The following is a 22,861-nucleotide window of genomic DNA, read 5'->3' as shown; positions in this document are numbered from 1 at the left end:
CCGCGCGGATTTTATCAGGTCCGGCGGGCGCGCATGGCCCAGCCGACGGCAAATACGGGTATGGCGAGCGCGGCCCATGACGCGGCGTCGCGGAGGCCATCGCCGGTCAGCGCGACGACGAGCCCGACGATGCTGACAAGCGCGAGCACCAGCGGGATCGCGAAAATCGCGCGAAGGCTGTGGGCCTTCTTCATTCGGCCGGGACCAGATCGCCGCCGCTCTCGACCTCGCGGACGAGCGCGTCGGTGCCGTAGCGGCGCTTGCCGAGCCAGAGATAGAGGCCCGAGCCGAGGACGATCAGCGTGAAGATGGTGAGGATCGCCCAGAGGATCTTGAGCGGCAGCCCGCCATAATCGCCGAAGTGGAGTGGCTGCGATAGTGCGAGTGCCTTTGCATACCAGGGCATCGGCCGCGCGTCGGTGAACGCGCCGGTCTCGGCATCGATCAGCGCCGCAGTGAGCAGCCGTTCGGTGAGCGGCGTGTCGCCCTGGAAGAAGACGGCATAATGATGCTTGCTGCTGAACGCGCCGCCGGGGAAGGCGATGAATTGTGGATTGTTGCCGGGGATTTTCTGACGCGCCGCGGCCATCGCCCGGTCGATCGAGCCATAATCGGCGGGCGCCACCGCACCCTTGCCGGCATAGGCCTTGGTCATCTCGGCCAGCTCGGTTGTCTGCCAGTATTTGAAGATCGGGGTCGCGAGCGCGTTGATCACGCCGGTTGCGCCGACGACGGTCATCCACGCGAGCGCGACGATGCCGAGGAGATTATGATAGTCGAGCCATTTGACGCGGCGGCTGCGCGACGTGCGCAGCGTGCCGAAGTCGAGCTTGCGCATGAAGGGGGTGTAGAGAACGACCCCCGAGACGATCGCGATCACGAAGAGCAGCCCCATCAGCCCGAGGAAGAGCATGCCGGGCAGGCCGAGGAACATGTCGGTGTGGAGCTGGAGGATGAAATGCATCACCCCGCTTTCGTCGACCGCGCCGGTCGCTTCGCCGGTCGAGCGGTCGAAGAGCTGGATCGTCATATCTTCTGCAGGCGAATCCGGCCGCGGGGCGGTGGTGATCGTCATCGACGGCTGGTCATTGTCGAACGCCATGAAGACGGGAACTTCGCCCGGCCGCGCGGCGAGCGCTTTCGCGAGCATTTCATCGAGCGGCTTCAGGCCCGGTGCTTCGCCCGACGATCCGACCCCGGGCATGCCATAGTTCGGCGCCTCTTCGGTCAGTTCGTCGATTTCATGATGAAAGATCAGCGGCAGGCCGGTCACGCACAGCATCAGCAAAAAGGCCGTGCAGACGATGCTCGTCCATTTGTGGATCAGGAACCACGTGCGGATGGTCGACCGTTGCATGGTGCGGGAAAACTACTGCTATTGCGAGGAATAATCAATAATGCCCTATGGCCTGCCCCCGCGATTGACAACCGCCTTTGCGTCCCGGACCCCATCGTTCGGGCCGGCTATGCCATAGATCGGGCCAGTCAGGGCTCCGGCCGGACCCGCGCGCCCACCGCAAAGCGTTCCACCGCCCAGTCGATGAACAGCCGAACGCGCGTCGAAAGCTGGCGGCTGCGCGGATAGAGGATCGACACCGGCGCGGACGAGACGGGATGATCATCGAGGATGCGAACGAGCCGGCCTTCGGCGAGATCGTCCGCGATGTGGAACAGCGGCATCTGCGCAAGGCCGAGTCCGAGGAGCACGCAGTCGCGGAAGCTCTCGGTACCTGTGACCGACAGCGGTGCAGGTACATCGACGCGAAACGGCGCGCCGCCCTCGACAAATTCGATCGGGGTCAACGCGCCGGTGCTGACGAGGCGGATGCCGACCGTGCGGTGGCCTGCCAGATCGGCCGGGGTCGCGGGCGCACCGCGGCGCGCGAGATAGGCGGGCGCGGCAACCGTGATCCGCTCAAGCGTCGTGACCTGCCGCGCGACAAGGTCGCTGTCGGGGAGCGCGCCGTAGCGCAGCACGCAGTCGACGCCCTCGCGCACCACATCGACCCAGCGGTCGCTTTCGCTGAGTGCAATCTCGATTTCGGGGTAGCGGTGCATGAAGTCGGGGAGGCCGGGGATCAGGAAGTGGCGCGCGATCGTGCCCTGCACCTCGATGCGCAGCATGCCCTTCGGCACCGCGCCGCGAAATGCGCCCTCGGCGTCGGCGACATCGTCGAGGATCGCGAGACAGCGCCGATAATAGGCCTCGCCATCGAGCGTCGGGCGGACGGTGCGCGTCGTGCGCTGGAGCAGCCGGACGCCGAGCCGCGTCTCGAGCTGCTGGATCACCTGTGTCGCGGTCGAGCGGGGCAGGTCGAGGTCGTGCGCCGCCTGCGTGAAACTACGCCGGTCGACCACCCGGGTGAAGAGCCGCATCGCGTCGAGCCGGTCCATCGTTATTGTTCCATTTATCCGAACAGTATTGCTGTTTTTAGGCTGATTATCTGAAGCCGTCGAGGTGGCATCTCCCGCTGCAGCCGCTCCCGCCGGAACGGCCACAGCAAAGGAGAAACATATGCGTAAGGATGGAAACAAGGTCGCGATCGTCACCGGTGCCTCGCGCGGCATCGGCGCGGCGATCGCGCGGCGGCTGGCGGCCGACGGCTTCACCGTCGTCGTCAACTATGCCGGCAAGGCGGCCGAGGCCGAGGCGCTGGTCGCCGAGATCGAAACCGCGGGCGGCACTGCGATCCCCGCACAGGCCGACGTCAGCGATCCGGCCGCGGTGGCGCGGATTTTCGACGCGGCGCAGGCGGCATTCGGCGGCATCGATGTGCTGGTGAACAACGCCGGCATCATGAAGCTCGCGAGCCTCGCTGACAGCGACGATGCGCTGTTCGACAGCCAGGTCGCGATCAATTTGAAGGGCAGCTTCAACACGCTGCGCGAGGCGGCGAAGCGGCTGCGCGAAGGCGGACGGATCATCAACCTGTCGTCGAGCGTCGTTGGCCTCTCGCCCGCGACCTATGGCGTCTATGCCGCGACCAAGGCGGGCGTCGAGGCGATGACGCATATCCTGACCAAGGAATTGCGCGGCCGGAACATCACGGTGAACGCCATCGCCCCCGGACCGACCGCGACCGCGCTGTTCCTCGACGGCAAGCCGCAGGCGGTGATCGACACGCTGACCAAGGCGGCGCCACTCGAACGGCTCGGCCAGCCCGAGGACATCGCGAACGCCGTCGCCTTCCTCGCCGGCCCCGACGGTGGCTGGATCAACGGCCAGATCCTCCGCGCCAACGGCGGCATCATCTGAACATCCCCCCATTCTCCGAAAGGAAATCATCATGGAAAAGAAGATCATCCTCATCACCGGCGCCTCCAGCGGTTTCGGCCGCCTGACCGCCGAGGCGCTCGCGCGCGCCGGTCACACCGTCTATGCCTCGATGCGCGACGTAGCGGGGCGCAATGCGGCGAATGCGGCCGAGCTCAGGGCGATCGTCGGCAGCGACTTGCGGCCGATCGAACTCGACGTCCAGTCGGAGGCCTCGGCCGACGCGGCGGTCGAAAAGATCATCGCCGAGGCGGGCCGCATCGATGTGCTCGTCCACAACGCCGGGCATATGATGTTCGGCCCCGCCGAAAGCTTCACCCCCGACCAGTTTGCGCAGCAATATGATGTCAATGTGCTCGGCACGCAGCGCGTGAACCGCGCGGTGCTGCCGCACATGCGCGCGGCGAAACAAGGGCTGCTGCTCTGGGTGTCGAGTTCGAGCTCGGCGGGCGGCACGCCGCCCTATCTCTCGCCCTATTTCGCGGCGAAGGCGGCGATGGACGCGCTGGCGGTGCAATATGCGCGCGAGCTTGCGCTCTGGGGCATCGAGACGTCGATCGTCGTCCCCGGCGCCTTTACCAAGGGCACCAATCATTTCGCGCATTCGGGGCGCCCCGCCGACGAAGCGCGCGCCGCAGACTATGAAGCGGGGCCTTATGCCGGGTTCGGCGACCGGATCCAGCAGGCGTTCGCCGCGATCGTCCCCGACGATGCCGACCCGGCGGGCGTCGCCGAACGGATCGTCGAGGTCGTGGGCATGGAGTTCGGCACCCGCCCGTTCCGTTTCCATTACGATCCGAGCGAGGACGGCGCGAACGTCGGCTTCGCAGTGCTCGACCGCGTGCGCGCCGAAATGCTGCACCGCGTCGGCATGTCCGAGCTGCTGGCGCCCGCCAAGCTCGCCTGATCGCCGACCCAGCGGGGGCCCGCGACCAACGCGGGTCCCCCTTCTTCATCAGGAGTTTGTCATGTCCAACGAAACCCGTCTCATTTTCCCGCGGCTCGAAGGCTTCTATCGTTCCGCCGCGCCGCTATCGCGCGCGGCGCTCCGCCTGGCCTTCGGGCTGACCATCATGACCCACGGCCTACCGAAGCTGACCGGGTCGGCGCATGGGTCGATGGCGGACCCGCTGGCGGGCTCGACCAATTTGATCGCCAATGTGCTGCACCTGCCGTTCGCTCCGCAGATCGCGGTTCTCGTCGCGCTGCTCGAAACCTTCGGCGGCCTCGCGGTCGCCGCGGGCCTTGCCACACGACTGTTCGCGCCGATGTTCGCGGTCCAGATGCTTTTCATCTGCCTCGCGCTCGGGCCGACCTATCCCTGGATCGACCGGGGTTTCGAATATCCGTTGATACTCGGTTTCATTGCATTGCTGATCGCGATCGAGGGTGGCGGTGCGCTGTCGGTCGACCGCCGCGTCGGCCGCGAGCTCTGAACACAGGGTGGCCCAACACGAAATAAGGAGAAGAAGGATGTTCAACGAAATGCTCGCGGCTGTTGCCGCTCCCACCCACCCGCGCAGCCTGTCCGCGCTCGGCCGGTTTCTTGCCTTTGGCGCGGCCGCCGGCGTGGTCGCAGCCGCGGCGGCGCACGTCAGCACGCTCGCCGCAGTGCCGGTGTGGGCGATGTTCATGGGATGGATCGCCTGGTTCACGCGCGGCCATTCGGCGCGCGACGGGCTGATCAACTGGATTTGTCTCGCCCTCGGGATCGGAATCGGGTTCGGCGCGACGGCGCTGCTCGGGCTGCTCGCGCCGGCACTCGGCGTATTTGCGCTGCCGTTCGTCGTGTTCGCGGTGGCCATATTGGTCGTGTCGGCGCGGATCCTGCCCGCGCTGAGCAATATTCCCAGCTATTTCCTCGGGGTGGTAAGCGTGTTCGCGGCCCATGCGGCGCCGACGCTCGCGGCCTTTGCCGAACTGGGCGGCGCGTCGGCCGTCGGGTCGCTCGCGGCTTGGCTCGCCTCTGCTGTGCAGGCCCGGATCGTGCGGCACGCCTGACGCCCTTTTTCCGGAACGCATGGAGATCGGCGCGATCCCCGTGCGTTCCGTGGCGCCGTTTCACTTTCCTTTCACGGCGAGCTGCTTATGATGGCCACGAGGGACCGCTCGATCGCTGGAGGTGTCATGCCCCTGAGCCGCGAAATTGAGCGACTGCGCGCCGAACATGCGGCGCTGATCGCGCTGGCGCGGATCGTGACCGAATTGCTCCAGGCGCCGGGCCCGGCGCGGCTGAGCGAACTGGCGTCGGCGCGCGCGCGGCTTCGCGAGACATTGGTGCGCCATCTAAAATGCGAGGACTGGATCCTCTATCCGCGCCTGCGCGCGACCGGCGACGCGGAGCTGATGCATATCACGCACGAATTCGAACTGGAGATGGGCGATCTGGCGGCCGAATATGTCGCTTATGACGATAAATGGACCGCCGAGCGTGTCGCGGCGAAATGGACCGAATTCAGCCGTGACACGATAGAAATCTTCGGCGTGCTTGCGACGCGGGTCGAACGCGAGGAGCGCGAACTCTATCCGCTCGCCGACAAGCTTTATGTCGCCGCTTCGGCGCTCGGCCCGGCGATCACGGACGAAGCGACAATTTCCAGCTGAGCGCTACGCGCCAGTCCTGATCGTAACCCGGCACCGACTGGTTCCACGCGTCGGCGAGTTCGAGGCCGATCGTCGCATTTTCGGAATAGGATAGCCGCACCCCGCCGCCCCAGCTGCCGAGCCGGAAATTGGTTTTCGGGATCGCGGTGCGCGCGAGCAGGGTGACATCGGCATAATCGACGAAGCTGTAGATCTCGCTCTTCGCCAGCCTGCCGGCGCGCAAGGGGCGCACCGCAAATTCGCCGAACGTCGCATAGCCGCGGTCGCCGTTGACCAATCCGTCGTCGAAGGCGCGGCCGAAGGTTGCGCCGCCGACGCTGAAACGCTGCGCCGCGGGCAGACGGTCGCGCGTCCAGCGCCCCGTCGCGGCGGCGCGGACGACCAGCGCCTTGCCGATCGCCTGGTTGGCCTCGATGCTCGCGTCGGCATAGGCAAAGCCGACCTCGCCGACGCCCGGATCGACACGTGCGCCGGCGAAATCGAGCCCCTTGGCACCGCCGAGGCGTGCGCCGATCACCGTGCGGTCCTCGCTGAGGCGGAAGGCGAGGCTGCCGCTCGCGGTCCATGTCTTTTCGGCGGCGATCGTCGAGCCGAAGAGCGCATTTTTCGAATCGAGATAGTCGAGCCGGACCGAAGCGAGCAGGTTGCGCCGCGTCGCGCGGATCAGCGGGTGGGTGACACCGAAGCCCGCGCTCCACGCCTTGCCGTCGATCGCGAGCCCTTTGGGACGCGTGCGCAGCGCCGCAGCCGAGATTTCGGCGCGCGTGCCGCCGGCGCCGAGCGGGGTCGAGTGGCTGGCGGCCATGTAGAGCAAGGATTTGAGGTTGACCGCGGCGGCGCCGGTTAGCCGTGTTTCGTCGCCGCTGCGCAGCAGGCTGGTGCCGCGCGCGTTGGCTTCGACGATCCCGTCATTGACGAACTGGCTGGTGCGGGTGGTGAAGCCGAGCCCGACGGTGGGTTTCTTCGCATCGAGCGCGAGGTCGAGCGCGACCGCGCCCTGCTCGCCGCCGAGCGCGAGCGACGGGGTGACGGTGACCCCCGGAATGTCGGCGATATTGCCGAGCGTGCGTTCGAAGCGTGCGCGCGGCAGCGGGCGCTGGCCGACGAGGTTGCGGGCCATCTTGCCGACGAGGGGGGCGGGGCCGCTCTCGCGTTCGCCGCTCAGCGTCACCGATCCGATATAGCCCTCGGCCGACGCGACGGTGACGACACCGCCCGACAAATCCTGTTCGGGAATGACGAGCGTGAAAAGCGCGACGCTCGAGCGATTATAGGCGCGCGTCATCGCGGCGGCGAGCTTCGCGAGATTGCCCGCCGACGCGGGCTTGCCGACGAAGCGCTGGGCCGCGCGGCCGACATTGGCGGGGACGCCCGCGCCGACGAAGCGGATTTCGCGGATGGTGACGTCGGGCCGTGCGCCAAGTTCGACCTTGCCGAGCGAGAGGGGTTTGGCCTCGGGATCGGGAAGCGGGTCGCGACTGCGATCGGGGGCGAGGGGCGGGCGGCCGTCGAGCGGCGTCGCCGCCGGTTGGGCCGCGAGCGCCGCGGCGGGGAGGAGCAGGGCTCCCGCCACCGCCGCGATGCAGGCGTTGCGCAATGGGCGCATCGGGTGCGGCTTCAGTTGCCGCTTTTCGGTTTCAGCCCGCCGAGGACGCCCCCGACGGTTCCGGTGACCCCGGTAACGAGGCCGGTGACGGGATCGACCGCCGTGCCGCCGTCGGTCGTGCCGCCGGTCAGGCCGTTCGTGACCTGACCGAGTGCGCCGGTCGCGGTGGTGACCACGTTGCTGACCAATGTGACGGGCGATCCGACGGTGCCGCCCGTCGTGCCGCCGGTCAGGCCGCCGGTGACGCCGCCGAGCAGGTTGCCGCCGGTGCCGGGCTGGAGCGTGACGAGCTGGCCGCTAGACCCGACGCCGACGGTCAGCAGGCTGCCGTTCTGCTGGCCGGGCGAGAGGATGCTCGCGCCGATCAGCGGCGAGGCGTTCGGGCTGCCGATCGCGGTCGCCTTGCCGATCGTCGCGGTGACCAGCTGGCCGGGGGCGGCGGCGAGGCCGTCGACCAGATATTGCTTGCCCTCGCCGGTCTGGACGAGCGCGACGCCGGTGCTTTTGACGACGCCGATGACGGTGCCAACGAGATTGGTGTTGCCGGGAACCTTGCCGTCGACCGCGCTGGCGAGCAGCAGGCCCTTGTCGGCGATAACATTGACGAGCCCGCCCGTCTTCACGAGCACATTGCCGATCACCGGATTGGTCGCGGCGGGATCGCCGGTGTTGGCGAGGAGGCCGGTGCCCGCGACGCCGCTGGGCCCGACGAGGCCGCCGACCGCGAGCGCGCCGGCGTCGCCAAGGCCGAGGCCGCTGCCGGCGGGGCCAGCGGGACCGGCCGGGCCGGTGGCGCCGGTCGCACCCGCGGGGCCGGTGGCACCCGTCGGACCGACGGTGCCGGTCGCACCGCCGCTGCCGACGCTGCCGACGCGGTAACTGCCCGACGATTCGCACGCGGCGAGCGCAAGGCAGGCCGGGATCAGGATGAGATGGGCTGGGCGGAATTCAAGACAGGACAAAGGCATGAGATATCCCCTTCCGTACATTGTATGGTCCCAACGCTGAGAGTCTCGAACTTGCGACAAAGTTCCCTTTGTTGTTGAAATTAATTGTTATTAACCGGATATGTAAACTAGTAACTCAGCCGATCACTACGGATTTCCTTTCAGAGGTGGCGGATATGTTAACTAAAATTTTTCTGTAGGCGTTTCTTTAACTCGACTTGATGTGTTCGAAAAATGCTCCATCTGGAGACAGGATTTCACAAACTGATTTATGTTAATAGGTTCCCGCCGATCGCGCGGCGCGGTTGCCGCTGATCCTTCTTCATTCCGTCATCGCCCTGTCACGCCTTCGCCGCAGCGCCGCAATATCGCCCGCCTAATGCCCCCGCGACCCAGGCGCCATTTCGCGACCGGGAAAAGGGGATCATCGATGACCATTCAGTTCAGGAACCGCCTGCGGGCCGGGGCCGCGCTCGCTGCGCTTGTCATGCTGGCCGCAACGCCGGCTTATGCCGAGGAAGCCGCGGTCGATGCTGCCACCGACGGCGGCGATGTCGACGAGATCGTCGTGCTCGGCCAGGGCCAGGCACGTCAGGTGCAGGAACTCGGCGCCGCCGACATCGCGCTCGAAGTGTCGGGGATCAGCCCGCTGAAAGCCATCGACAAGCTGCCGGGGGTCAATTTCCAGGCGGCCGATCCGTTCGGCGCCTATGAATGGTCGGCGCGCATCTCGATCCGCGGGTTCAGTCAGAACCAGCTCGGCTTCACGCTCGACGGCGTTCCGCTCGGCGACATGAATTATGGCAACCACAATGGCCTGCACATCAGCCGCGCGATCATCAGCGAGAATGTCGGCCGCGTCGAAGTCGCGCAGGGCGCGGGCTCGCTCGCGGCGGCATCGACGAGCAATCTTGGCGGCACGATCGAATTCTTCTCACGCGAGCCGTCCGAAGAACTCGGCGTCGAAGTGTCGGGCACCTATGGCAGCGACGAAACCAAGCGCCTTTTCGCGCGCATCGACAGCGGCGAGATCGCGCCCGGCGGTCCGCGCCTGTCGCTGAGCTATGCCTGGCAGGATGCCGACAAATGGAAGGGCAATGGGGTCCAGCGTCAGGACCAGGTCAATTTCCGCGTCGTCCAGCCGGTCGGCGACGGCCAGTTCTTCGGGTTCGTCAACTATTCGAACCGTCGCGAGAATGACTATCAGGATTTGAGCGCCGACATGATCGGCCGCCTCGGCTATCAGTGGGATAACTTCGCAAAGAATTGGGACCTCGCGGTTCAGGTCGCCAAAGTCTATCAGAATCAGGTCGCGCGCGCGGCTTACGACACGGCGGTCGCGAATGGCAGCCTGCCGCTCGGCACGCCCTTCACCGCGCCCTACGCCGGTGTCGGTCAGGCGTTCCCGGCGCCCGTCGGGACGGTCGACGACGCCTATTATGACGCCGCGGGCCTGCGCAAGGACTGGCTCGCCGGCGTCGGGGTCGAGGCACCGCTCGGCGAATATTGGACGCTGAAGGCGATGGGCTATTATCATGGCAACAAGGGCCGCGGCCTGTGGTTCACGCCCTATGTGACCACGCCGGGCGGCGCGCCGATGACGATCCGCACCACCGAATATGACATCGAACGCTATGGCATCGTCACCTCCAGCCTGTTCGAGGTCGGTGATAACAAGTTCGAAATCGGCATGTGGTACGAGGATAATGAATTCAATCAGGCGCGGCGCTTCTATGGTCTTGCCGACACCACCGGCGCGCCGAGCCGCGGCAGCCTGAAATTCCCGAAGGACCCGCTCGCGACCCAGTGGGAGTTCGATTTCAACACCCAGACGCTGCAATATCATGTGCAGGACACGCTCGACCTAGGCAGTTTCCAGATCAATGCGGGCTGGAAGGGGCTGCGCGTCACCAACCGCGCGACCCCGGTCGTCAGCGGCGGTCTCGCGTCGGGGGCGACCGAGGCGAAGGATTGGTTCCTGCCGCAGGCGGGCCTGCTCTATCGCCTGAACAGCGATAATGAGCTGTTCGCGAGCTACACCGAAAATATCCGCGCCTATGAATCGTCGGCGACGGGCGGTCCCTTCGCGACGACGCAGGCGGGCTTCGACGCGCTCGACCTGAAACCCGAAACCTCGACGACCTACGAGCTGGGGTTCCGGACCAAGTCGTCGCGTTTCCAGGGCGTGATCGCGGGCTATTATGTCGACTTCAAGGATCGCATCATCGCGTTCGCCAATGGGTCGGGCATCCAGGGCAACCCCGCGATCCTCAGCAACGTCGGCGACGTGCGCTCGTGGGGCGTCGAGGCGGCGGGGACGTTCCGCGTGACCCCCGAACTCTCGCTCTTCGCTTCATACGCGTATAACGACTCCGAATATCAGGACGATGTCGTGACTGCGGCGGGCGCGGTGGTTGCGGCGACCGCGGGCAAGACGGTGGTCAATTCGCCCAAGCATCTCGGCAAGGGCGAAATCACCTGGGACAATGGCAGCTTCTTCGTGCGCATCGGGGCCAATTACACGTCGAAACGCTATTATTCGTACGAGAATGACGCCGAGGTCGGCGGCTTCGTGATCGTCGACGCCAGCATCGGCTATCGGCTCAACGACCGCATCTCGATCCAGGCGAATGCGACGAACCTGTTCGATAAGGAATATGTGTCGACGATCGGCACGAACGGCTTCGCAAACCGCGGCGACAGCCAGACGCTGCTGGCGGGCGCGCCGCAGCAGTTCTTCGTCACACTGAAAGCCGGGTTCTAGACTTGAGCTTGCGGCACCGGTCCCTCGGTGCCGCGTCTCAACGATTGACGATGATGGCGCGGTCCCGCTAGGGCCGCGCCATCATTTTTTGGGAATTACAGTCATGACCGATACGCCCCCCGACCGCATGTCGACCAATCCGCGCTCGCCCCATTTCGATATGGAGGTGCTCCAGCGCGGCATCGGAATCCGCTTCAAGGGCAAGGAGCGCACCGACGTCGAGGAATATTCGATCTCCGAAGGCTGGATCCGCGTTGCTGCGGGCAAGTCGAAGGACCGCTTCGGCCAGCCGATGACGATCAAGCTGTCGGGCGAGGTCGAGGCCTGGTTCGAAGATAGTGCCGTAGGCGAAGACACCGCGGCCAGCGAAGGCGATGACGCCTAATCACTGACGCGCCAGCGCAAAAAGAAAGCCCCGGAGCGATCCGGGGCTTTTCTTTGTGCGTTTGTATTTTGGCTTACTGGCCGAGCGAGGCGGCGACGGTTTCGAGGCCGTTGCCCGGCTTCCAGTCGTTCTGGGCCCATACCGGCGCCTTGAAGCTCGGCGCCTTGTTCGGTGCGCCCTCTTCGCCGTCGGCATAGATGAAGCCCTGCACCGGGTTGGCGCGGAGGCCAAGGTCGCCGATCGGGGCGTACCATACGCGGACCATGCTCCAGTCGCCGGCATCGCTGACGTCGACGACGCGAACGTTGCGCTCGATCTGGCCACGGCGGCCGTTGATCGGCGACCAGTTCGCATGGTCGATCAGGATTTCGCGGTCGCTGACGATCTTCTTGACGACGGCGACGTGGCCCATCGGCATGCCGCCGGTGCCGGCAAACGCCATGACGGCGCCCGCGCGCGGCTCGTCGCCGCGGGCATAGGTGCCGGCGGCCTGCGCCCACCAGGTCTTCGCATTGCCACGGATTTCGACGCCCGATTCGGCGCGGGCAAAGGGGACGCACTGCAGATAGTCGCGCGCAGCGGCGGGGGCGCTGGCGAGCAGGCCGGTGATCATCATCACAGACGCCATGCCGGCTGCCAGGTAACGACGAATAAGCATGGAAAGCGACCCCCCGATGGCTTGTCTTCAAGCGTTGGAGCGTCTTTGCCACGTACCGCGCGGTACACCACCCGGATAGCGACGAGTCGCGCCGTCGATGCGGTGGATGGGGGAACCTTTTGTTAAGAGGTTCAATTCGTCGTGCGGGCGGTTCGGCCTGCCGCCGTCAGGCGGCGTCCTTCTGATCGCGTCGCCGTCAGGCGGCCGCGCTGTCCGCCGCTTCGGGCGCGCGGAACAGGGTTAGCACGTCGGCCGCCGGCATCGGCCGCCCGTAATAATAGCCCTGGATGTTGCTGCAGCCAAAGCCGCGGAGCGTCTCGACCTCGAGCTCGGTTTCGGCGCCCTCGGCGGTCGTCTGCATGCCGAGGCTGTCGGCGAGCGCGACGACGGCGCGGATGATCGCGATCGATTCGATGCTGCCCTTCGCCGCGCCGACGACGAAGCTGCGATCGACCTTGATCGTCGAAAATTGCGTCTTGCGCAGATAGCCGAGCGACGAATAGCCGGTACCGAAATCGTCGAGGCTGAGCCGGATCCCAAGCCCGATCAGCTGATCGAGCAGCTGCGCTGCGCCGCCGCCATCGCGCAGGAACACGCTTTCGGTGACCTCGATCTCGAGCCGCTGCGGCGGGAGCCCGCTCTGCGCGAGCGCCGAGACGACGACCGAGGCGAAGCTGGGGTCGGTGAGCTGGTCGGCCGAGACGTTGATCGCGACCTTCAGGTTCGACGGCCATTTCATCGCCTCGTGGCACGCGGTGCGGAGAACCCATTCGCCGATCGGCGAGATCAGGCGCGCATCCTCGGCAAGCGGGATGAAGCGGCCGGGCGAGACATTGCCGAGCTTCTTGTTGTTCCAGCGGATCAGCGCCTCGAAGCCGTTGAGCGTGCCGTCGACCGCAGCGACCACCGGCTGGTAATAAAGTTCGAATTCGCCGCGTTCGAGCGCACCGCGCAGCTCCTGCTCCATCACGCGCCGTTCCTCGGCCTGCGCGTGGAGCGAGGCGACGTAGGCGGCGACGACATTGCCGCCCTTGTCCTTGGATTTGTAGAGCGCAAGGTCGGCGTTGCGCGTGAGCGTTTCGACCGTCGCGCCGTCCTGCGGCCCCATCGCGAAACCGATGCTGGCGCCGACGAACAGCTGGTGGTTGTCGACCACATAGGGCCGGCTGATCGTCGTGATCAGGCGCTGCGCGAGCTCTTCGGCGGCATCGGCCGACGCGACATTGTGGAGGACCACGGCGAATTCGTCGCCGCCGAGGCGCCCGCACGTCATCCCGCGTTCCATCAGGCCTTTGAGCCGCGCGGCGACCTGCGCGAGCAATTTGTCGCCGACGGGGTGGCCGAGCGTATCGTTGACCGCCTTGAACCGGTCGAGGTCGATCATCAGCAGCGCGCAGCGCGACTTGGCGTCGAGCGCGTGGGCGAGCGCGCGCGAGAGGTCTTCGTTGAGGCTGAGGCGGTTGGGCAGGCCGGTCAGATTGTCGAAGCGCGCCATCTTGGCGATCTGTTCGGCGGTTGCGCGCTTTTCGGTGACGTCCGAACCGACGCCGCGAAAGCCGAGGAACTTGCCGGCTTCGTCGAGGCGCGGCGAGGCGGAGAGCTCCCACCAGCGCGGCATGCCGCCGATCGTTACCGGCACGATCAGGTTCGAAAAGCTTTCGCGCCGCTTCATCCGTTCGGCCATGTCGTGCAGGCTTTTGGGGAAGAGGCCGGTTTCCCAGGCATCGCCCGACAGCGCCTGGAGCAGGGGGATGCCCTCGAGCCGTTCGGCGGTGCCGCCGAGCGCATAGGCAAGGCGCGGCGAGACATGGATGAGGCGGCGGCTGTTGTCGGTTTGCCACAGCCAGTCGGCCGAGGTTTCCTCGAATTCGCGGAGCAGCAGGCTGACCGTCTCGGTCTTTTCGTGGAGCGTCTCTTCGGCGCGGCGGAAGCGGATATGGCTTTGCGCAAAGCGGACGCAGAAGGCGCAGAGCAGCAGCCCCGCGACGAGCGCAACGCCCGCGAGTTGCGGCGCCCCGGCGCGCACGAGCGCGACCGCCGCCGACAGGGTGACGGGGGCGATGAACAGCGTGCAGGCGAGCGGCACGCTGTGCGCGACGATTGCCAGCGTCACCATCATCAGCACCGCGATCGTCCACATCGACAGCACATGGTCGAGCGTCGGCGACAGCCCCTGCAACCAGAAGGGCGAGCCCCAGAGCACGGCCGAATAGAGCGCATGGCGCGTGCACAGCCGATGTTCGGCTACCCCCGAAAGCTTCGGGTCGCCGAACGGCATATGGCGAAACTGGTTATACGACCACAGGCCGAAGACCAGCGCGGCGCCGAGCCAGCCGGCGGCGACGGGCAGCGGCACGCTGAGGATCATCGTAAAGGCTGCGACCAGCGCCATCCCCATGCCCATGAACAGGCGCAGCGACCCGCGGCCGCGAAGCGGCGCGAGCTGGAGCTGGCGGAGGTTGCCGATGTCCTGATTTCGCGGTCCCAGCCCCAACAGGGTCCGCGCAGGAATGACTTCGGCATCGACAGGATCGGTCAGCAGGCTTTTCACGCGGCCTATTTAGCGCGCGGGTGTTACCCGAAGGTAACTATCGGCCTCGGCCCAGCGCTTTTTTGTCCTTAGTCGGGACTGGAAAAACGTGGTCGCTCAGTGTGTTGATCAGGCCGCCATCGCGAAAGGCTGGATTTCCCCGGCCAGATATTGCGCGCGCGCCTTCGACCGGCTGAGTTTGCCCGAACTGGTGCGCGGCAGCGTGCGCGGCGGGATCAGTTCGATCAGGCAGTTCATGCCGGTGATCGCGCGCACGCGCTCGCGAATCGTCTCGCGCAGCGCGAGCCGTTCGGCATCGTCGCTGGTGCGGCACTGGACGAGCACCGCGGGGGTTTCTTCGCCGCCCGGCGCGGTGATCGCGAAGGCCGCGATGTCGCCCGATTTGAAGCCCGGCAGCTGCTCGACCGCCCATTCGATATCCTGCGGCCAGTGATTCTTGCCGTTGATGATGATCATGTCCTTGGCGCGGCCGACGATATAGATGTAACCGTCTGACAAATAACCCATATCGCCCGTGTCGAGCCAGCCGTCCTTCATGCAGGCGGCGGTCGATTCGGGGTCGCGGAAATAGCCGGTCATCAGCGACGGGCCGGTGCACCACACCTTGCCGACGGTCTGGTCGGGCAGCGCGTTTCCTGCCTCGTCGCGGACCTCGATCACCATGTCGCGCGCAGCCTTGCCGCAATTGACGATCGCGCGGTAGCGCGTCGGACGGCCCGAATCGTTCGCGGCGCCCGACAGCTCGGTTTCCTCGACGAGTTCGACAACAATGCCTTCGCCCGGCGGCATGATGCTGACCGCGAGCGTTGCCTCGGCCAGGCCGTAGCTCGGCAGGAAGGCGCTCGCCTTGAAACCCGCGTCGGCGAAGGCGTCGACGAAATGCTGCATCACGTCGGGGCGGATCATGTCGGCGCCATTGCCCGCGACGCGCCAGCGCGACAGGTCGAAGCGGTCGGCGACATGCGTCTGGCTCGACACGCGGCGCGAACAGATGTCGTAGCCGAAGGTCGGCGAATAGCTGAGCGTCGTGCCCTCGTTGCGGCTGATCAGGTCGAGCCACGCGAGCGGACGGCGCGCGAAATCCTCGGTTTTCAGATAATCGACCGACACCTGGTTCGCGACGGGCGAGAGCAGGCAGCCGACGAGGCCCATGTCGTGATACCATGGCAGCCACGAAATGCAGCGGTCGCTGTCCTGAAGCTCCATGCCATGGCTGTGCGCGGCGAGATTGTTGAGCAGCGCGGCGTGCGTGACCGCGACGCCGTGCGGGAAGCGTGTCGAACCGCTGCTGTACTGGAGGTAGCAGGTCTCGTCCGATTTTTGCTCTGGAAGTTCGGCGACGGACGCGGGACGCGCGGCGAAGTCGCTCCAGTCCATCGGTGCGACGCCTTCCTTCTCGGCGGCCTCGACCGCCATTGCGGCGATTTCGGGCGGGAAGAAGAGCATCGTCGGGTCGCAGCTCGAAAGCTGAACGACGAGCTGGCCGACATAGCTATCGCGGCCGCCGAAGCTGGTCGGCAGCGGCAGCGGCACCGGCCAGGCACCGGCGTAGATCGTCCCGAAAAAGAGCGCGGCGAATTCGGCGCCCGTTTCGGCGATCAGCGCGATGCGGTCGCCGGGCTTCACGCCAGCCGCGATCAGCCGGTAAGCGGTGGCAAGCGAATCGGCCTTGAGCTCGCTGTACGGATAGGGGCGCACGAGCTTTCCGCGCGGATCGTGGAAATTGAGTCCGCGCGTGCCGGCAGCGGCATAGTCGAGCGCTTCGCCGACGGTGGCAAAGTCCGAAAAGCGGCGCGGCTGGGCGCAGAAGGTCGGCGTCGACGTCAGTTCGTCGGCCTGCGTGTCGATGATCTGGGTCATAGGGGGTGCGACATCCCGTGAAACGGGCCGCGCGGCAACAAGCATGTCATCTTTTGAAGCCATAGTACCGTGCGCGAGCCCTGTGTTGTTTAGAACAATCGCCCATTTCCGGGCGTTATGGCCCGATATGGCGGTGTTGATCGTTCTCAATCGGGCCCGACTGTGGCACAAACATGGCATATGGCCAACCGCCGCGCCCCGTCCGACCGTTCGAATAGGCCTCTCGGCGCAGCCAAGCTTGACGAATTGGCGCTCGCTTATGTCGCCCGATTCGCGACGAGCCGGGCGAAGCTGACGCGCTATCTTTCCAGAAAAGTCCGCGAATCCGAATGGATAGATGAAATTGACGCCATGACGGCGTGCGAAGCGGTGGCCGACCGGATGGAGCGTTTGCGCTACCTCGACGACCGCCAATATGCCGCGATGCGCGCGGGCGCGATGACGCGGCGTGGGCTCGGCGTCCGGCGCGTCAAGGCGCAGCTTTACGTCGACGGAATTGCCGAAGCGGACAGCGGCGAGGCGATCGAGACGGCCGAGGGCGCCGCGATGACGGCGGCGGTCGGATTTGCGCGGCGCCGGCGGTTCGGGCCCTTTGCGGTTAGCGCGACGGACGATCCGAAGCTGCGCGAGCGGCAGATTGCCGCCTTTTTGCGCGCGGGACACAGCATGGCGATTGCGCGCCGCATCCTTGCCGTCCCGCCGGGAGACGAGACGGCGCTGGCGATGCTGGACGATGAAGCGGTGCTCGATTAGGTCGAGCGAAATTCATTCGGGATAGGATCTGCCGATGCGCGCCATATTGACTGCCCTTGCCCTCTCGCTCGCGCTGCCGATGGCGGGATGCGGCCGGGATGCCAGCGAGGAGGCGGCTGCGGCGACAATCCCGGTGACGATCACGTCAAAGGGGCAGCCGCATGTCTTCAACGTCGAAGTGGCGCGTACCGATGAAGAGCAGGATCGCGGGCTGATGTTCCGCACCAGCCTGCCCGCCGACGGCGGGATGATCTTTCCGTTCGCGAAGCCGCGAATCGGCAGTTTCTGGATGAAGAACACGCTGATCCCGCTCGATATGTTCTTCATCCGCGCCGACGGCAGCATCGACCGGATCGCCGAAAACACCATCCCCGAATCGCTTGAGCCCGTGGTCAGCGGCGGCGAGGTATCGGCGGTGCTCGAACTTGCGGGCGGGACTGCGGCGAAGCTCGGGATAGACGAGACGGCGAAGATTACCTGGAAAGATACGAAATAGCGGTGCGCCGCGTGGTTTGCGGCTTGCGGACCGCGCCGCCTTGGCTGTAAACGCCACGCCATGAGCATCTTGGGCAAGATTTTTACCTGGTGGGACGGTGCGACCGTCGGCACCCTGCTGAACAGCTGGAGCACCGGCGAGAAGGTGGGCGAGGACAGCCTCGGCAACCGTTATTTCCGTGCCAAGAAGGGCGGCCGCCGCTGGGTGATCTATAATGGATCGAACGATGCGAGCCGCGTGCCGCCCGAATGGCACGGCTGGCTCCACGGCACCTTCGACGAACTCCCGGCCGACATCCTTCCCGCGCCGCGCGCGTGGGAAAAAGAGCCGACCGCGAACCTGACCGGCAGCACGGGCGCCTATCGCCCCGCCGGCGCGCTCGAACGCGGCGGCCAGCGCGCCGCTGCGACCGGCGATTATGAGGCCTGGCGGCCCGGCGCCGAGTGAAGCCCAGCGTGCCGCGCCAGATTTCGACCGCGCTGATCGCGCTTCTGGCTGCGACCGCGCTGACCGCCTGCGACCGGACACCCTCGAAAGCGGGAGGCAGCGCCACCGTCCCGACCATCGCCAAATCCGAACGTGTGCCGCAAGAAGTCGGCGGCATCGAGGGCGCGACCCCGATGGCCGACCGTGTCGCCGTCGTCGGCCTGCTCAACAAGCGCAACGGGTTGGTCCGCGATCTCGAGATGAAGCCCGGCGATGTCGCGCGGGTCGGCCGCGCGATCGTGCGGCTGCGCGCGTGCGAGCAGACCGCGCCGTGGGAAGATCCGCCCGAAACGGGTGCGTTTGTCCAGCTGACGGTGCAGGATCAGCGCGACGACAAATGGCGCCGCGTCTTTTCTGGCTGGATCTTCCGCGAGCGGCCCGACCGCAATATCATCCAGCACCCGATTTATGACGTCTTCGTCAAAAGCTGCGCGATGACATATCCGGGCGGCGAGCCGGTCGCACGCTCGGCCCCGAAATCGGGTGCCGCAGCCGCACCCAAGGCGTCGAGTGCGCCCCAGTCGCCCGCGACGAATGGCGGCGAAGGGACGGCGACGCCCGTCGCCCCGCCGGTCGTTCCGGCCCCTGCGCCGGCCCCCGCACCGAAGGCGGCGCCGTCGCCCCCCGCCAACACCGAATAGAGCCGCGCGAGATAGTCGGCCTGGCGGATTTCGATCGCGCCGAGGCTGGCGAGGTGCGCGGTGATGAACTGGCAGTCGAGCAATTTCCAGCCGCCCGCGATGAGCCGCGCGACGAGGTGCGCGAGCGCGACCTTCGAAGCGTCGCGCGCGCGGCTGACCATCGATTCGCCGAAAAACGCCCGGCCGAGTGAGACGCCGTAGAGCCCCCCCGCGAGCTCGTCGCCCAGCCAGCATTCGACGCTGTGCGCGTGGCCGATTTGGAACAGCCGGTCGTAACTCGCCTTGATCACGGGATTGATCCACGTCGTCGGCCGGTCGCCCGCCGGCTCGGCGCACAGCGCGACCATGTCGGCGAAGGCGGTGTCGGTGGTGACGCGAAAACGGTCGGAGACGATGACTTTCTTCAGGCTGTGCGACAGGTGAAAGCCATCGAGCGGCAGAATCGCGCGCAGCCGCGGTTCGACCCAATGGACCGACGGGTCGTCCGCCCCGTCGGCCATCGGAAAAATGCCCTGCGCATAGGCGCTGAGCAGCAGCGCCGGGTCGATGGAATCGAAGTGCTTCAGGACGCGGGCTTCACGAATTTCAGCGTCATGCGGTCCGATTCGCCGATCGCGATATATTTTGCGCGGTCGGTTTCGCCCTCGGTGAGGTTCGGCGGCAGCGTCCAGACGCCCTTGGGATAATCCTTGGTATCCTTGGGATTGGCGTTGATCTCGCTCTCGCCTGCGAGCTTGAAGCCCGCGGCTTCGGCAAAGGCGACCACCGAGCTTTTCTTCATATAGCCCGACTTTTCTTCCTTCGCGCTGTCGTCGCTTTCGTTGAGCCGGTGCTCGACGACGCCGAGCGTGCCGCCGGGTTTGAGCATCGCGAAAATCTGCTTGAAAGCGTTGGCGGTATTATCGGTGCCATCGAAGCGCCAGTTGTGGACGTTGCGGAAGGTGAGGACGACGTCGGCGCTGCCGTCGGGGACCTTGGGGTTGGTGCCCGCGTTCGGGAATTCGGCGAGCTTCATCGCGCCATAGACGTCGGTATTCTCGGCCTGCTTGGCCTTGACGCGGTTGAGCCCGCGGTCCCACGGCGCCGCGACATAGAGCGTGCCGCCGCCGGCCTTGGCGAGCGGCGCGAGGATTTCGGTGTACCAGCCGCCGCCGGGCCACAGCTCGACGACAGTGTCGCCGGGCTTCACGCCAAAGAAGGCGAGCGTTTCGGCGGGGTGGCGATATGCGTCGCGCGGCGTGTTCGTCGCCGTGCGGGTCGGCGCGGCGACGGCGGCGGCGATCGCGTCGTGCGCCTTGTGGTTGGCGTGCGCGTCATGCTGCATCGCAGCAGCGGGGACGGCGATCAGGGCGACGGCACTTGCAACCAGTAACAGGGAACGCATATGGGCACCTCTCTCCGCAGGGATTTGTCTCCTTTGCGGAGACTGGGGAAGGCCCTGTTTGCGAAGGGATGCGCGGCAATGCAAGTGTCGATGCTGTCGGTGGCGATTGCGGCGGCGACGCTGTTCGGCGTCGCCGAGGTCGCAAGCTGGCGCCGCAACAACCGGCGCGATGTCGAACAGGTCGGCTTCATGCCCTGGCGCGGGATCGCGCTCGCGTCTGCCGCTGTAGCGCTGTTCGCGACGGCATACTGGTTGAGCGGCAGATAATATGGATGCCGCGCCCGGCATGAGGCTGATCGCAAGGCTGAAATCGGGCGAAACCCTCGGTGACCGCGTAATGAAGGTCGACCATGCGGGCGAGCATGGCGCCGTCTGCATCTATAGTGCGCAACGCTGGTTTGCACGCCTGCGGGCGCCCGACATGGTGGACGAGCTCGACGCCTTCCTGGCGCATGAACGCGGCCATCGCGCGCTTTTCGCCGCGGAATTGCGGCGTCGCGGGCGCGGTCGCTGCCGCAGCTATTTCTGGTGCGGCGTTGGCGGCCTGATACTCGGCACGATCACCGGGATCGCGGGACGCGGCGCGATCGCCGCGACGACGGTCGCGATCGAGCGCGTCGTGTTGCGCCACATGCACGAACAGATTGTGGCGTTGCGGGGTGTCGACGACCCGGCGGTCCGAACGTTGACGATCATCATCGCCGAAGAACAGGAACATCATGATCTGTCGGCCGCACGCCTGCCATCGGCGGGCTTTTGGCAGCGTCTGCTCGATCCGGTCGTGTCCGTGTCGACCGAAGCGGTGATCTGGTTGGGGATGCGGCTCTAGACCGTTAGAGGCAGGCCTCGAGATAGGGTTGGTCGAAGCCGTACTGGCGTGCCTTTTCGAGCGTATAGGGGCGAAGGCCCATTGCGCGATATTCGCCGACGATCTTGCCGTCCTTGTCCTCGTCGAGATATTCGAACTTGAACAGTTCCTGGGTGACGATGACGTCGCCTTCCATGCCGATAACTTCGGTGACGTTGGTAACGCGGCGCGAGCCGTCGCGCAGGCGCTTGATCTGGACGATCAGGTCGACCGAGTCGGCGATCTGCTTGGAGATTGCTTCCTTCGGGATCTTGATGTCGCCCATCAGCACCATATTTTCCATACGGCCGAGGCATTCGCGCGGGCTGTTGCTGTGGAGCGTACACATCGACCCGTCGTGACCCGTGTTCATCGCGGCGAGGAGGTCGAAACACTCCGCGCCGCGGACTTCGCCCATGATGATGCGGTCGGGACGCATACGCAGCGCGTTCTTGACGAGATCGCCCATGTGGATCGCGCCATTGCCCTCGAGGTTCGCGGGGCGCGTTTCGAGCGGCAGCCAGTGCGGTTGCTGCAGGCGAAGTTCGGCGGCGTCCTCGATCGTCAGCACGCGCTCGCCGGGGTCGATCATCTTCGACAGCGCGTTGAGCATCGTCGTCTTACCCGAACCGGTACCGCCCGAGATGACGATGTTGAAACGGCTGGCGCCCGCAATCTTCAGCGCGGTGCACATCTTCTGGCTCATCGCGCCCCATTGGCAGAGCATGTCGAGCGTGATCGGCTTGGCCGAGAATTTACGAATCGAGATCGCGGTGCCGCGCAGCGAGAGCGGGGGCACGATCACGTTGACGCGGCTGCCGTCCTTGAGACGGGCGTCGGCGAGCGGCGTGGTCTGGTCGACGCGGCGGCCGACGAGGTTGCATATGCGCTGCGCGATCTGGAACAGATGTTGTTCGTCGCGGAACTGGATCGGCGCGATGACCAGCTGGCCCTTGCGTTCGATATAGGTCTGGTACGGGCCGTTAACCATGATGTCGCTGATGTCGGGATCGGCAAGCAGCTCTTCGAGCGGGCCGAATCCGAGCAGTTCGTCGACGAGCACCTTTTCGAGCGCGAACTGTTCGCGGCGGTTCAGGGTGATTCGCAGCTCGGCGAGCACTTCGAGGATGATCGGACGGAATTCCTCGGTCAGCTCATCCTTGTTGAGCGTCGCGGCCGCCTCGGGATCGACGCGTTCGAGCAGGCGCGGCAGCACCTGTTCCTTGATCTTGTGGACGCTCGCTTCAAACCCTTGCGCCTTTTCGGGCTCCATCGACTCGGCGGTCGAGCGCTGGTTGAGCCGCTCCATCGCCTCTTCTTCGGGCGTCATGTTCGACGGCATCTGCGGGATTTCGACGGGCGGCGTCTCGATCGCGGGGAACTGGCTGCCGCCGGGTACACCGGCGCCACCCTGCATCGGCTTCGCGACGCCAAAGGCGGGGCGGCCAGCGGTTCCGGGTCGGCGTCCGAATGCACTCATCGGTTTATCCTGCTTCCATATCTTCGGGAGCGTCGCTGCCTATGCAGGCGAACCCCCATCCGACACGGTGAATAAACCGGAAACTTTGACATTGTCCTAATGCGCCAAGCATTTGCGCGCGGGCA

Annotated in this window: 23 protein-coding genes and 1 pseudogene; 13 read left to right on the top strand and 11 right to left on the bottom strand. The window is 65.9% G+C overall.

Features of this window, described 5'->3' with window-relative positions; genetic code table 11:
• Positions 1 to 14: 14 nt before the first annotated feature.
• The 3 genes from GGC65_RS11610 to GGC65_RS11600 form a co-directional block, all read right to left on the bottom strand.
• On the bottom strand, positions 15 to 194 hold the full coding sequence (locus GGC65_RS11610; RefSeq protein ID WP_192647301.1) for a hypothetical protein: 180 nt from the start codon (positions 192 to 194) through the stop codon (positions 15 to 17).
• Complete coding sequence (locus tag GGC65_RS11605) at positions 191 to 1,357, bottom strand: PepSY-associated TM helix domain-containing protein (protein ID WP_192647300.1); 1,167 nt, start codon at positions 1,355 to 1,357, stop codon at positions 191 to 193. The genes GGC65_RS11610 and GGC65_RS11605 overlap by 4 nt, the downstream gene beginning before the upstream one ends.
• Before the next feature lie 128 nt (positions 1,358 to 1,485).
• Positions 1,486 to 2,394 carry a LysR family transcriptional regulator gene (locus GGC65_RS11600; protein WP_192647299.1) on the bottom strand — a complete coding sequence of 303 codons (909 nt, stop codon included), beginning with the start codon at positions 2,392 to 2,394 and terminating at the stop codon, positions 1,486 to 1,488.
• Between the two features lie 121 nt (positions 2,395 to 2,515).
• Between GGC65_RS11600 and GGC65_RS11595 the strand changes: the two genes are divergently transcribed.
• The 5 genes from GGC65_RS11595 (at position 2,516) to GGC65_RS11575 (ending at position 5,878) form a co-directional block, all read left to right on the top strand.
• Positions 2,516 to 3,256: an SDR family oxidoreductase gene (locus GGC65_RS11595; RefSeq protein WP_192647298.1), complete on the top strand. Its 741-nt coding sequence runs from the start codon at positions 2,516 to 2,518 to the stop codon at positions 3,254 to 3,256.
• Between the two features lie 31 nt (positions 3,257 to 3,287).
• Positions 3,288 to 4,181, top strand: a complete 894-nt coding sequence (locus tag GGC65_RS11590) for an SDR family oxidoreductase (protein WP_192647297.1) — start codon at positions 3,288 to 3,290, stop codon at positions 4,179 to 4,181.
• A 61-nt stretch (positions 4,182 to 4,242) separates the two neighbouring features.
• Positions 4,243 to 4,710: a DoxX family protein gene (locus GGC65_RS11585; RefSeq protein ID WP_192647296.1), complete on the top strand. Its 468-nt coding sequence runs from the start codon at positions 4,243 to 4,245 to the stop codon at positions 4,708 to 4,710.
• A 37-nt stretch (positions 4,711 to 4,747) separates the two neighbouring features.
• Positions 4,748 to 5,275 carry a DUF1097 domain-containing protein gene (locus tag GGC65_RS11580; protein ID WP_225940785.1) on the top strand — a complete coding sequence of 176 codons (528 nt, stop codon included), beginning with the start codon at positions 4,748 to 4,750 and terminating at the stop codon, positions 5,273 to 5,275.
• Positions 5,276 to 5,401: 126 nt separating this feature from the next.
• Entirely contained in the window at positions 5,402 to 5,878 is a 477-nt protein-coding gene (locus tag GGC65_RS11575) for a hemerythrin domain-containing protein (protein WP_192647295.1), read from the top strand.
• On the opposite strand, the gene GGC65_RS11570 is transcribed toward GGC65_RS11575, so the two are convergent.
• Positions 5,850 to 7,484: a ShlB/FhaC/HecB family hemolysin secretion/activation protein gene (locus GGC65_RS11570; RefSeq protein WP_192647294.1), complete on the bottom strand. Its 1,635-nt coding sequence runs from the start codon at positions 7,482 to 7,484 to the stop codon at positions 5,850 to 5,852. The two genes, GGC65_RS11575 and GGC65_RS11570, sit on opposite strands and share 29 nt — an antisense overlap.
• Positions 7,485 to 7,495: 11 nt before the next feature.
• Positions 7,496 to 8,452 (bottom strand): hypothetical protein, encoded by a 957-nt coding sequence (locus tag GGC65_RS11565; protein WP_192647293.1) that lies wholly within the window; start codon positions 8,450 to 8,452, stop codon positions 7,496 to 7,498.
• Positions 8,453 to 8,861: 409 nt separating this feature from the next.
• Here GGC65_RS11565 and GGC65_RS11560 point away from each other — a divergent pair, with 409 nt between their 5' ends.
• Together GGC65_RS11560 and GGC65_RS11555 are read left to right on the top strand one after the other, a co-directional pair.
• Complete coding sequence (locus GGC65_RS11560) at positions 8,862 to 11,195, top strand: TonB-dependent receptor (protein WP_192647292.1); 2,334 nt, start codon at positions 8,862 to 8,864, stop codon at positions 11,193 to 11,195.
• Between the two features lie 103 nt (positions 11,196 to 11,298).
• Positions 11,299 to 11,580 (top strand): DUF3297 family protein, encoded by a 282-nt coding sequence (locus tag GGC65_RS11555; protein ID WP_192647291.1) that lies wholly within the window; start codon positions 11,299 to 11,301, stop codon positions 11,578 to 11,580.
• 73 nt (positions 11,581 to 11,653) lie between these two features.
• Here the strand turns inward: GGC65_RS11555 and GGC65_RS11550 are convergent, their stop codons facing one another.
• The 3 genes from GGC65_RS11550 to GGC65_RS11540 form a co-directional block, all read right to left on the bottom strand.
• A complete protein-coding gene (locus GGC65_RS11550) occupies positions 11,654 to 12,208 on the bottom strand; it encodes a CHAP domain-containing protein (protein ID WP_413052726.1) in 555 nt (184 codons plus the stop codon).
• Between the two features lie 226 nt (positions 12,209 to 12,434).
• Complete coding sequence (locus GGC65_RS11545) at positions 12,435 to 14,789, bottom strand: putative bifunctional diguanylate cyclase/phosphodiesterase (protein ID WP_192647289.1); 2,355 nt, start codon at positions 14,787 to 14,789, stop codon at positions 12,435 to 12,437.
• Between the two features lie 108 nt (positions 14,790 to 14,897).
• Positions 14,898 to 16,649 (bottom strand): fatty acyl-AMP ligase, encoded by a 1,752-nt coding sequence (locus GGC65_RS11540; protein ID WP_192647288.1) that lies wholly within the window; start codon positions 16,647 to 16,649, stop codon positions 14,898 to 14,900.
• Positions 16,650 to 16,829: 180 nt separating this feature from the next.
• On the opposite strand from GGC65_RS11540, the gene GGC65_RS11535 reads away from it, so the two are divergent.
• The 4 genes and pseudogenes from GGC65_RS11535 to GGC65_RS23570 form a co-directional block, all read left to right on the top strand.
• On the top strand, positions 16,830 to 17,402 hold the full coding sequence (locus GGC65_RS11535; protein WP_192647287.1) for a regulatory protein RecX: 573 nt from the start codon (positions 16,830 to 16,832) through the stop codon (positions 17,400 to 17,402).
• A gap of 34 nt (positions 17,403 to 17,436) precedes the next feature.
• Complete coding sequence (locus GGC65_RS11530) at positions 17,437 to 17,898, top strand: DUF192 domain-containing protein (protein WP_192647286.1); 462 nt, start codon at positions 17,437 to 17,439, stop codon at positions 17,896 to 17,898.
• 60 nt (positions 17,899 to 17,958) lie between these two features.
• Positions 17,959 to 18,345 (top strand): NADH:ubiquinone oxidoreductase subunit NDUFA12, encoded by a 387-nt coding sequence (locus GGC65_RS11525; protein ID WP_192647285.1) that lies wholly within the window; start codon positions 17,959 to 17,961, stop codon positions 18,343 to 18,345.
• Between the two features lie 173 nt (positions 18,346 to 18,518).
• A pseudogene (locus GGC65_RS23570) lies at positions 18,519 to 18,755 on the top strand (DUF2155 domain-containing protein); the annotation flags it as partial.
• 35 nt (positions 18,756 to 18,790) lie between these two features.
• Here the strand turns inward: GGC65_RS23570 and aat are convergent.
• Complete coding sequence (aat, locus tag GGC65_RS11515; RefSeq protein WP_192649507.1) at positions 18,791 to 19,591, bottom strand: leucyl/phenylalanyl-tRNA--protein transferase; 801 nt, start codon at positions 19,589 to 19,591, stop codon at positions 18,791 to 18,793.
• On the bottom strand, positions 19,588 to 20,409 hold the full coding sequence (locus tag GGC65_RS11510) for a class I SAM-dependent methyltransferase (protein WP_192647284.1): 822 nt from the start codon (positions 20,407 to 20,409) through the stop codon (positions 19,588 to 19,590). Before GGC65_RS11510 ends, aat begins: the two co-directional genes overlap by 4 nt.
• 78 nt (positions 20,410 to 20,487) lie before the next feature.
• On the opposite strand from GGC65_RS11510, the gene GGC65_RS11505 reads away from it, so the two are divergent.
• Together GGC65_RS11505 and GGC65_RS11500 are read left to right on the top strand one after the other, a co-directional pair.
• On the top strand, positions 20,488 to 20,676 hold the full coding sequence (locus tag GGC65_RS11505) for a hypothetical protein (protein WP_192647283.1): 189 nt from the start codon (positions 20,488 to 20,490) through the stop codon (positions 20,674 to 20,676).
• Positions 20,677 to 20,695: 19 nt separating this feature from the next.
• Positions 20,696 to 21,238, top strand: a complete 543-nt coding sequence (locus tag GGC65_RS11500) for a demethoxyubiquinone hydroxylase family protein (RefSeq protein ID WP_192647282.1) — start codon at positions 20,696 to 20,698, stop codon at positions 21,236 to 21,238.
• 4 nt (positions 21,239 to 21,242) lie between these two features.
• Here the strand turns inward: GGC65_RS11500 and GGC65_RS11495 are convergent, their stop codons facing one another.
• A complete protein-coding gene (locus GGC65_RS11495) occupies positions 21,243 to 22,736 on the bottom strand; it encodes a CpaF family protein (RefSeq protein ID WP_192647281.1) in 1,494 nt (497 codons plus the stop codon).
• Between the last annotated feature and the right edge of the window lie 125 nt (positions 22,737 to 22,861).

This window comes from Sphingopyxis sp. OAS728 (genome assembly GCF_014873485.1).
GTDB lineage: Bacteria > Pseudomonadota > Alphaproteobacteria > Sphingomonadales > Sphingomonadaceae > Sphingopyxis.
The sequence above is the reverse complement of the archived record's forward strand: the minus strand, read 5'-3'. Positions and strand labels throughout refer to the sequence as shown.

Bases quoted from the DNA above. Each gene is read 5' to 3' on its own strand.
- GGC65_RS11610 (WP_192647301.1), bottom strand. From the start codon at position 194: ATGAAGAAGGCCCACAGCCTTCGCGCGATTTTCGCGATCCCGCTGGTG.
- GGC65_RS11605 (WP_192647300.1), bottom strand. From the start codon at position 1,357: ATGCAACGGTCGACCATCCGCACGTGGTTCCTGATCCACAAATGGACG.
- GGC65_RS11600 (WP_192647299.1), bottom strand. From the start codon at position 2,394: ATGGACCGGCTCGACGCGATGCGGCTCTTCACCCGGGTGGTCGACCGG.
- GGC65_RS11595 (WP_192647298.1), top strand. From the start codon at position 2,516: ATGCGTAAGGATGGAAACAAGGTCGCGATCGTCACCGGTGCCTCGCGC.
- GGC65_RS11590 (WP_192647297.1), top strand. From the start codon at position 3,288: ATGGAAAAGAAGATCATCCTCATCACCGGCGCCTCCAGCGGTTTCGGC.
- GGC65_RS11585 (WP_192647296.1), top strand. From the start codon at position 4,243: ATGTCCAACGAAACCCGTCTCATTTTCCCGCGGCTCGAAGGCTTCTAT.
- GGC65_RS11580 (WP_225940785.1), top strand. From the start codon at position 4,748: ATGTTCAACGAAATGCTCGCGGCTGTTGCCGCTCCCACCCACCCGCGC.
- GGC65_RS11575 (WP_192647295.1), top strand. From the start codon at position 5,402: ATGCCCCTGAGCCGCGAAATTGAGCGACTGCGCGCCGAACATGCGGCG.
- GGC65_RS11570 (WP_192647294.1), bottom strand. From the start codon at position 7,484: ATGCGCCCATTGCGCAACGCCTGCATCGCGGCGGTGGCGGGAGCCCTG.
- GGC65_RS11565 (WP_192647293.1), bottom strand. From the start codon at position 8,452: ATGCCTTTGTCCTGTCTTGAATTCCGCCCAGCCCATCTCATCCTGATC.
- GGC65_RS11560 (WP_192647292.1), top strand. From the start codon at position 8,862: ATGACCATTCAGTTCAGGAACCGCCTGCGGGCCGGGGCCGCGCTCGCT.
- GGC65_RS11555 (WP_192647291.1), top strand. From the start codon at position 11,299: ATGACCGATACGCCCCCCGACCGCATGTCGACCAATCCGCGCTCGCCC.
- GGC65_RS11550 (WP_413052726.1), bottom strand. From the start codon at position 12,208: ATGGCGTCTGTGATGATGATCACCGGCCTGCTCGCCAGCGCCCCCGCC.
- GGC65_RS11540 (WP_192647288.1), bottom strand. From the start codon at position 16,649: ATGACCCAGATCATCGACACGCAGGCCGACGAACTGACGTCGACGCCG.
- GGC65_RS11535 (WP_192647287.1), top strand. From the start codon at position 16,830: ATGGCCAACCGCCGCGCCCCGTCCGACCGTTCGAATAGGCCTCTCGGC.
- GGC65_RS11530 (WP_192647286.1), top strand. From the start codon at position 17,437: ATGCGCGCCATATTGACTGCCCTTGCCCTCTCGCTCGCGCTGCCGATG.
- GGC65_RS11525 (WP_192647285.1), top strand. From the start codon at position 17,959: ATGAGCATCTTGGGCAAGATTTTTACCTGGTGGGACGGTGCGACCGTC.
- GGC65_RS11510 (WP_192647284.1), bottom strand. From the start codon at position 20,409: ATGCGTTCCCTGTTACTGGTTGCAAGTGCCGTCGCCCTGATCGCCGTC.
- GGC65_RS11505 (WP_192647283.1), top strand. From the start codon at position 20,488: ATGCAAGTGTCGATGCTGTCGGTGGCGATTGCGGCGGCGACGCTGTTC.
- GGC65_RS11500 (WP_192647282.1), top strand. From the start codon at position 20,696: ATGAGGCTGATCGCAAGGCTGAAATCGGGCGAAACCCTCGGTGACCGC.
- GGC65_RS11495 (WP_192647281.1), bottom strand. From the start codon at position 22,736: ATGAGTGCATTCGGACGCCGACCCGGAACCGCTGGCCGCCCCGCCTTT.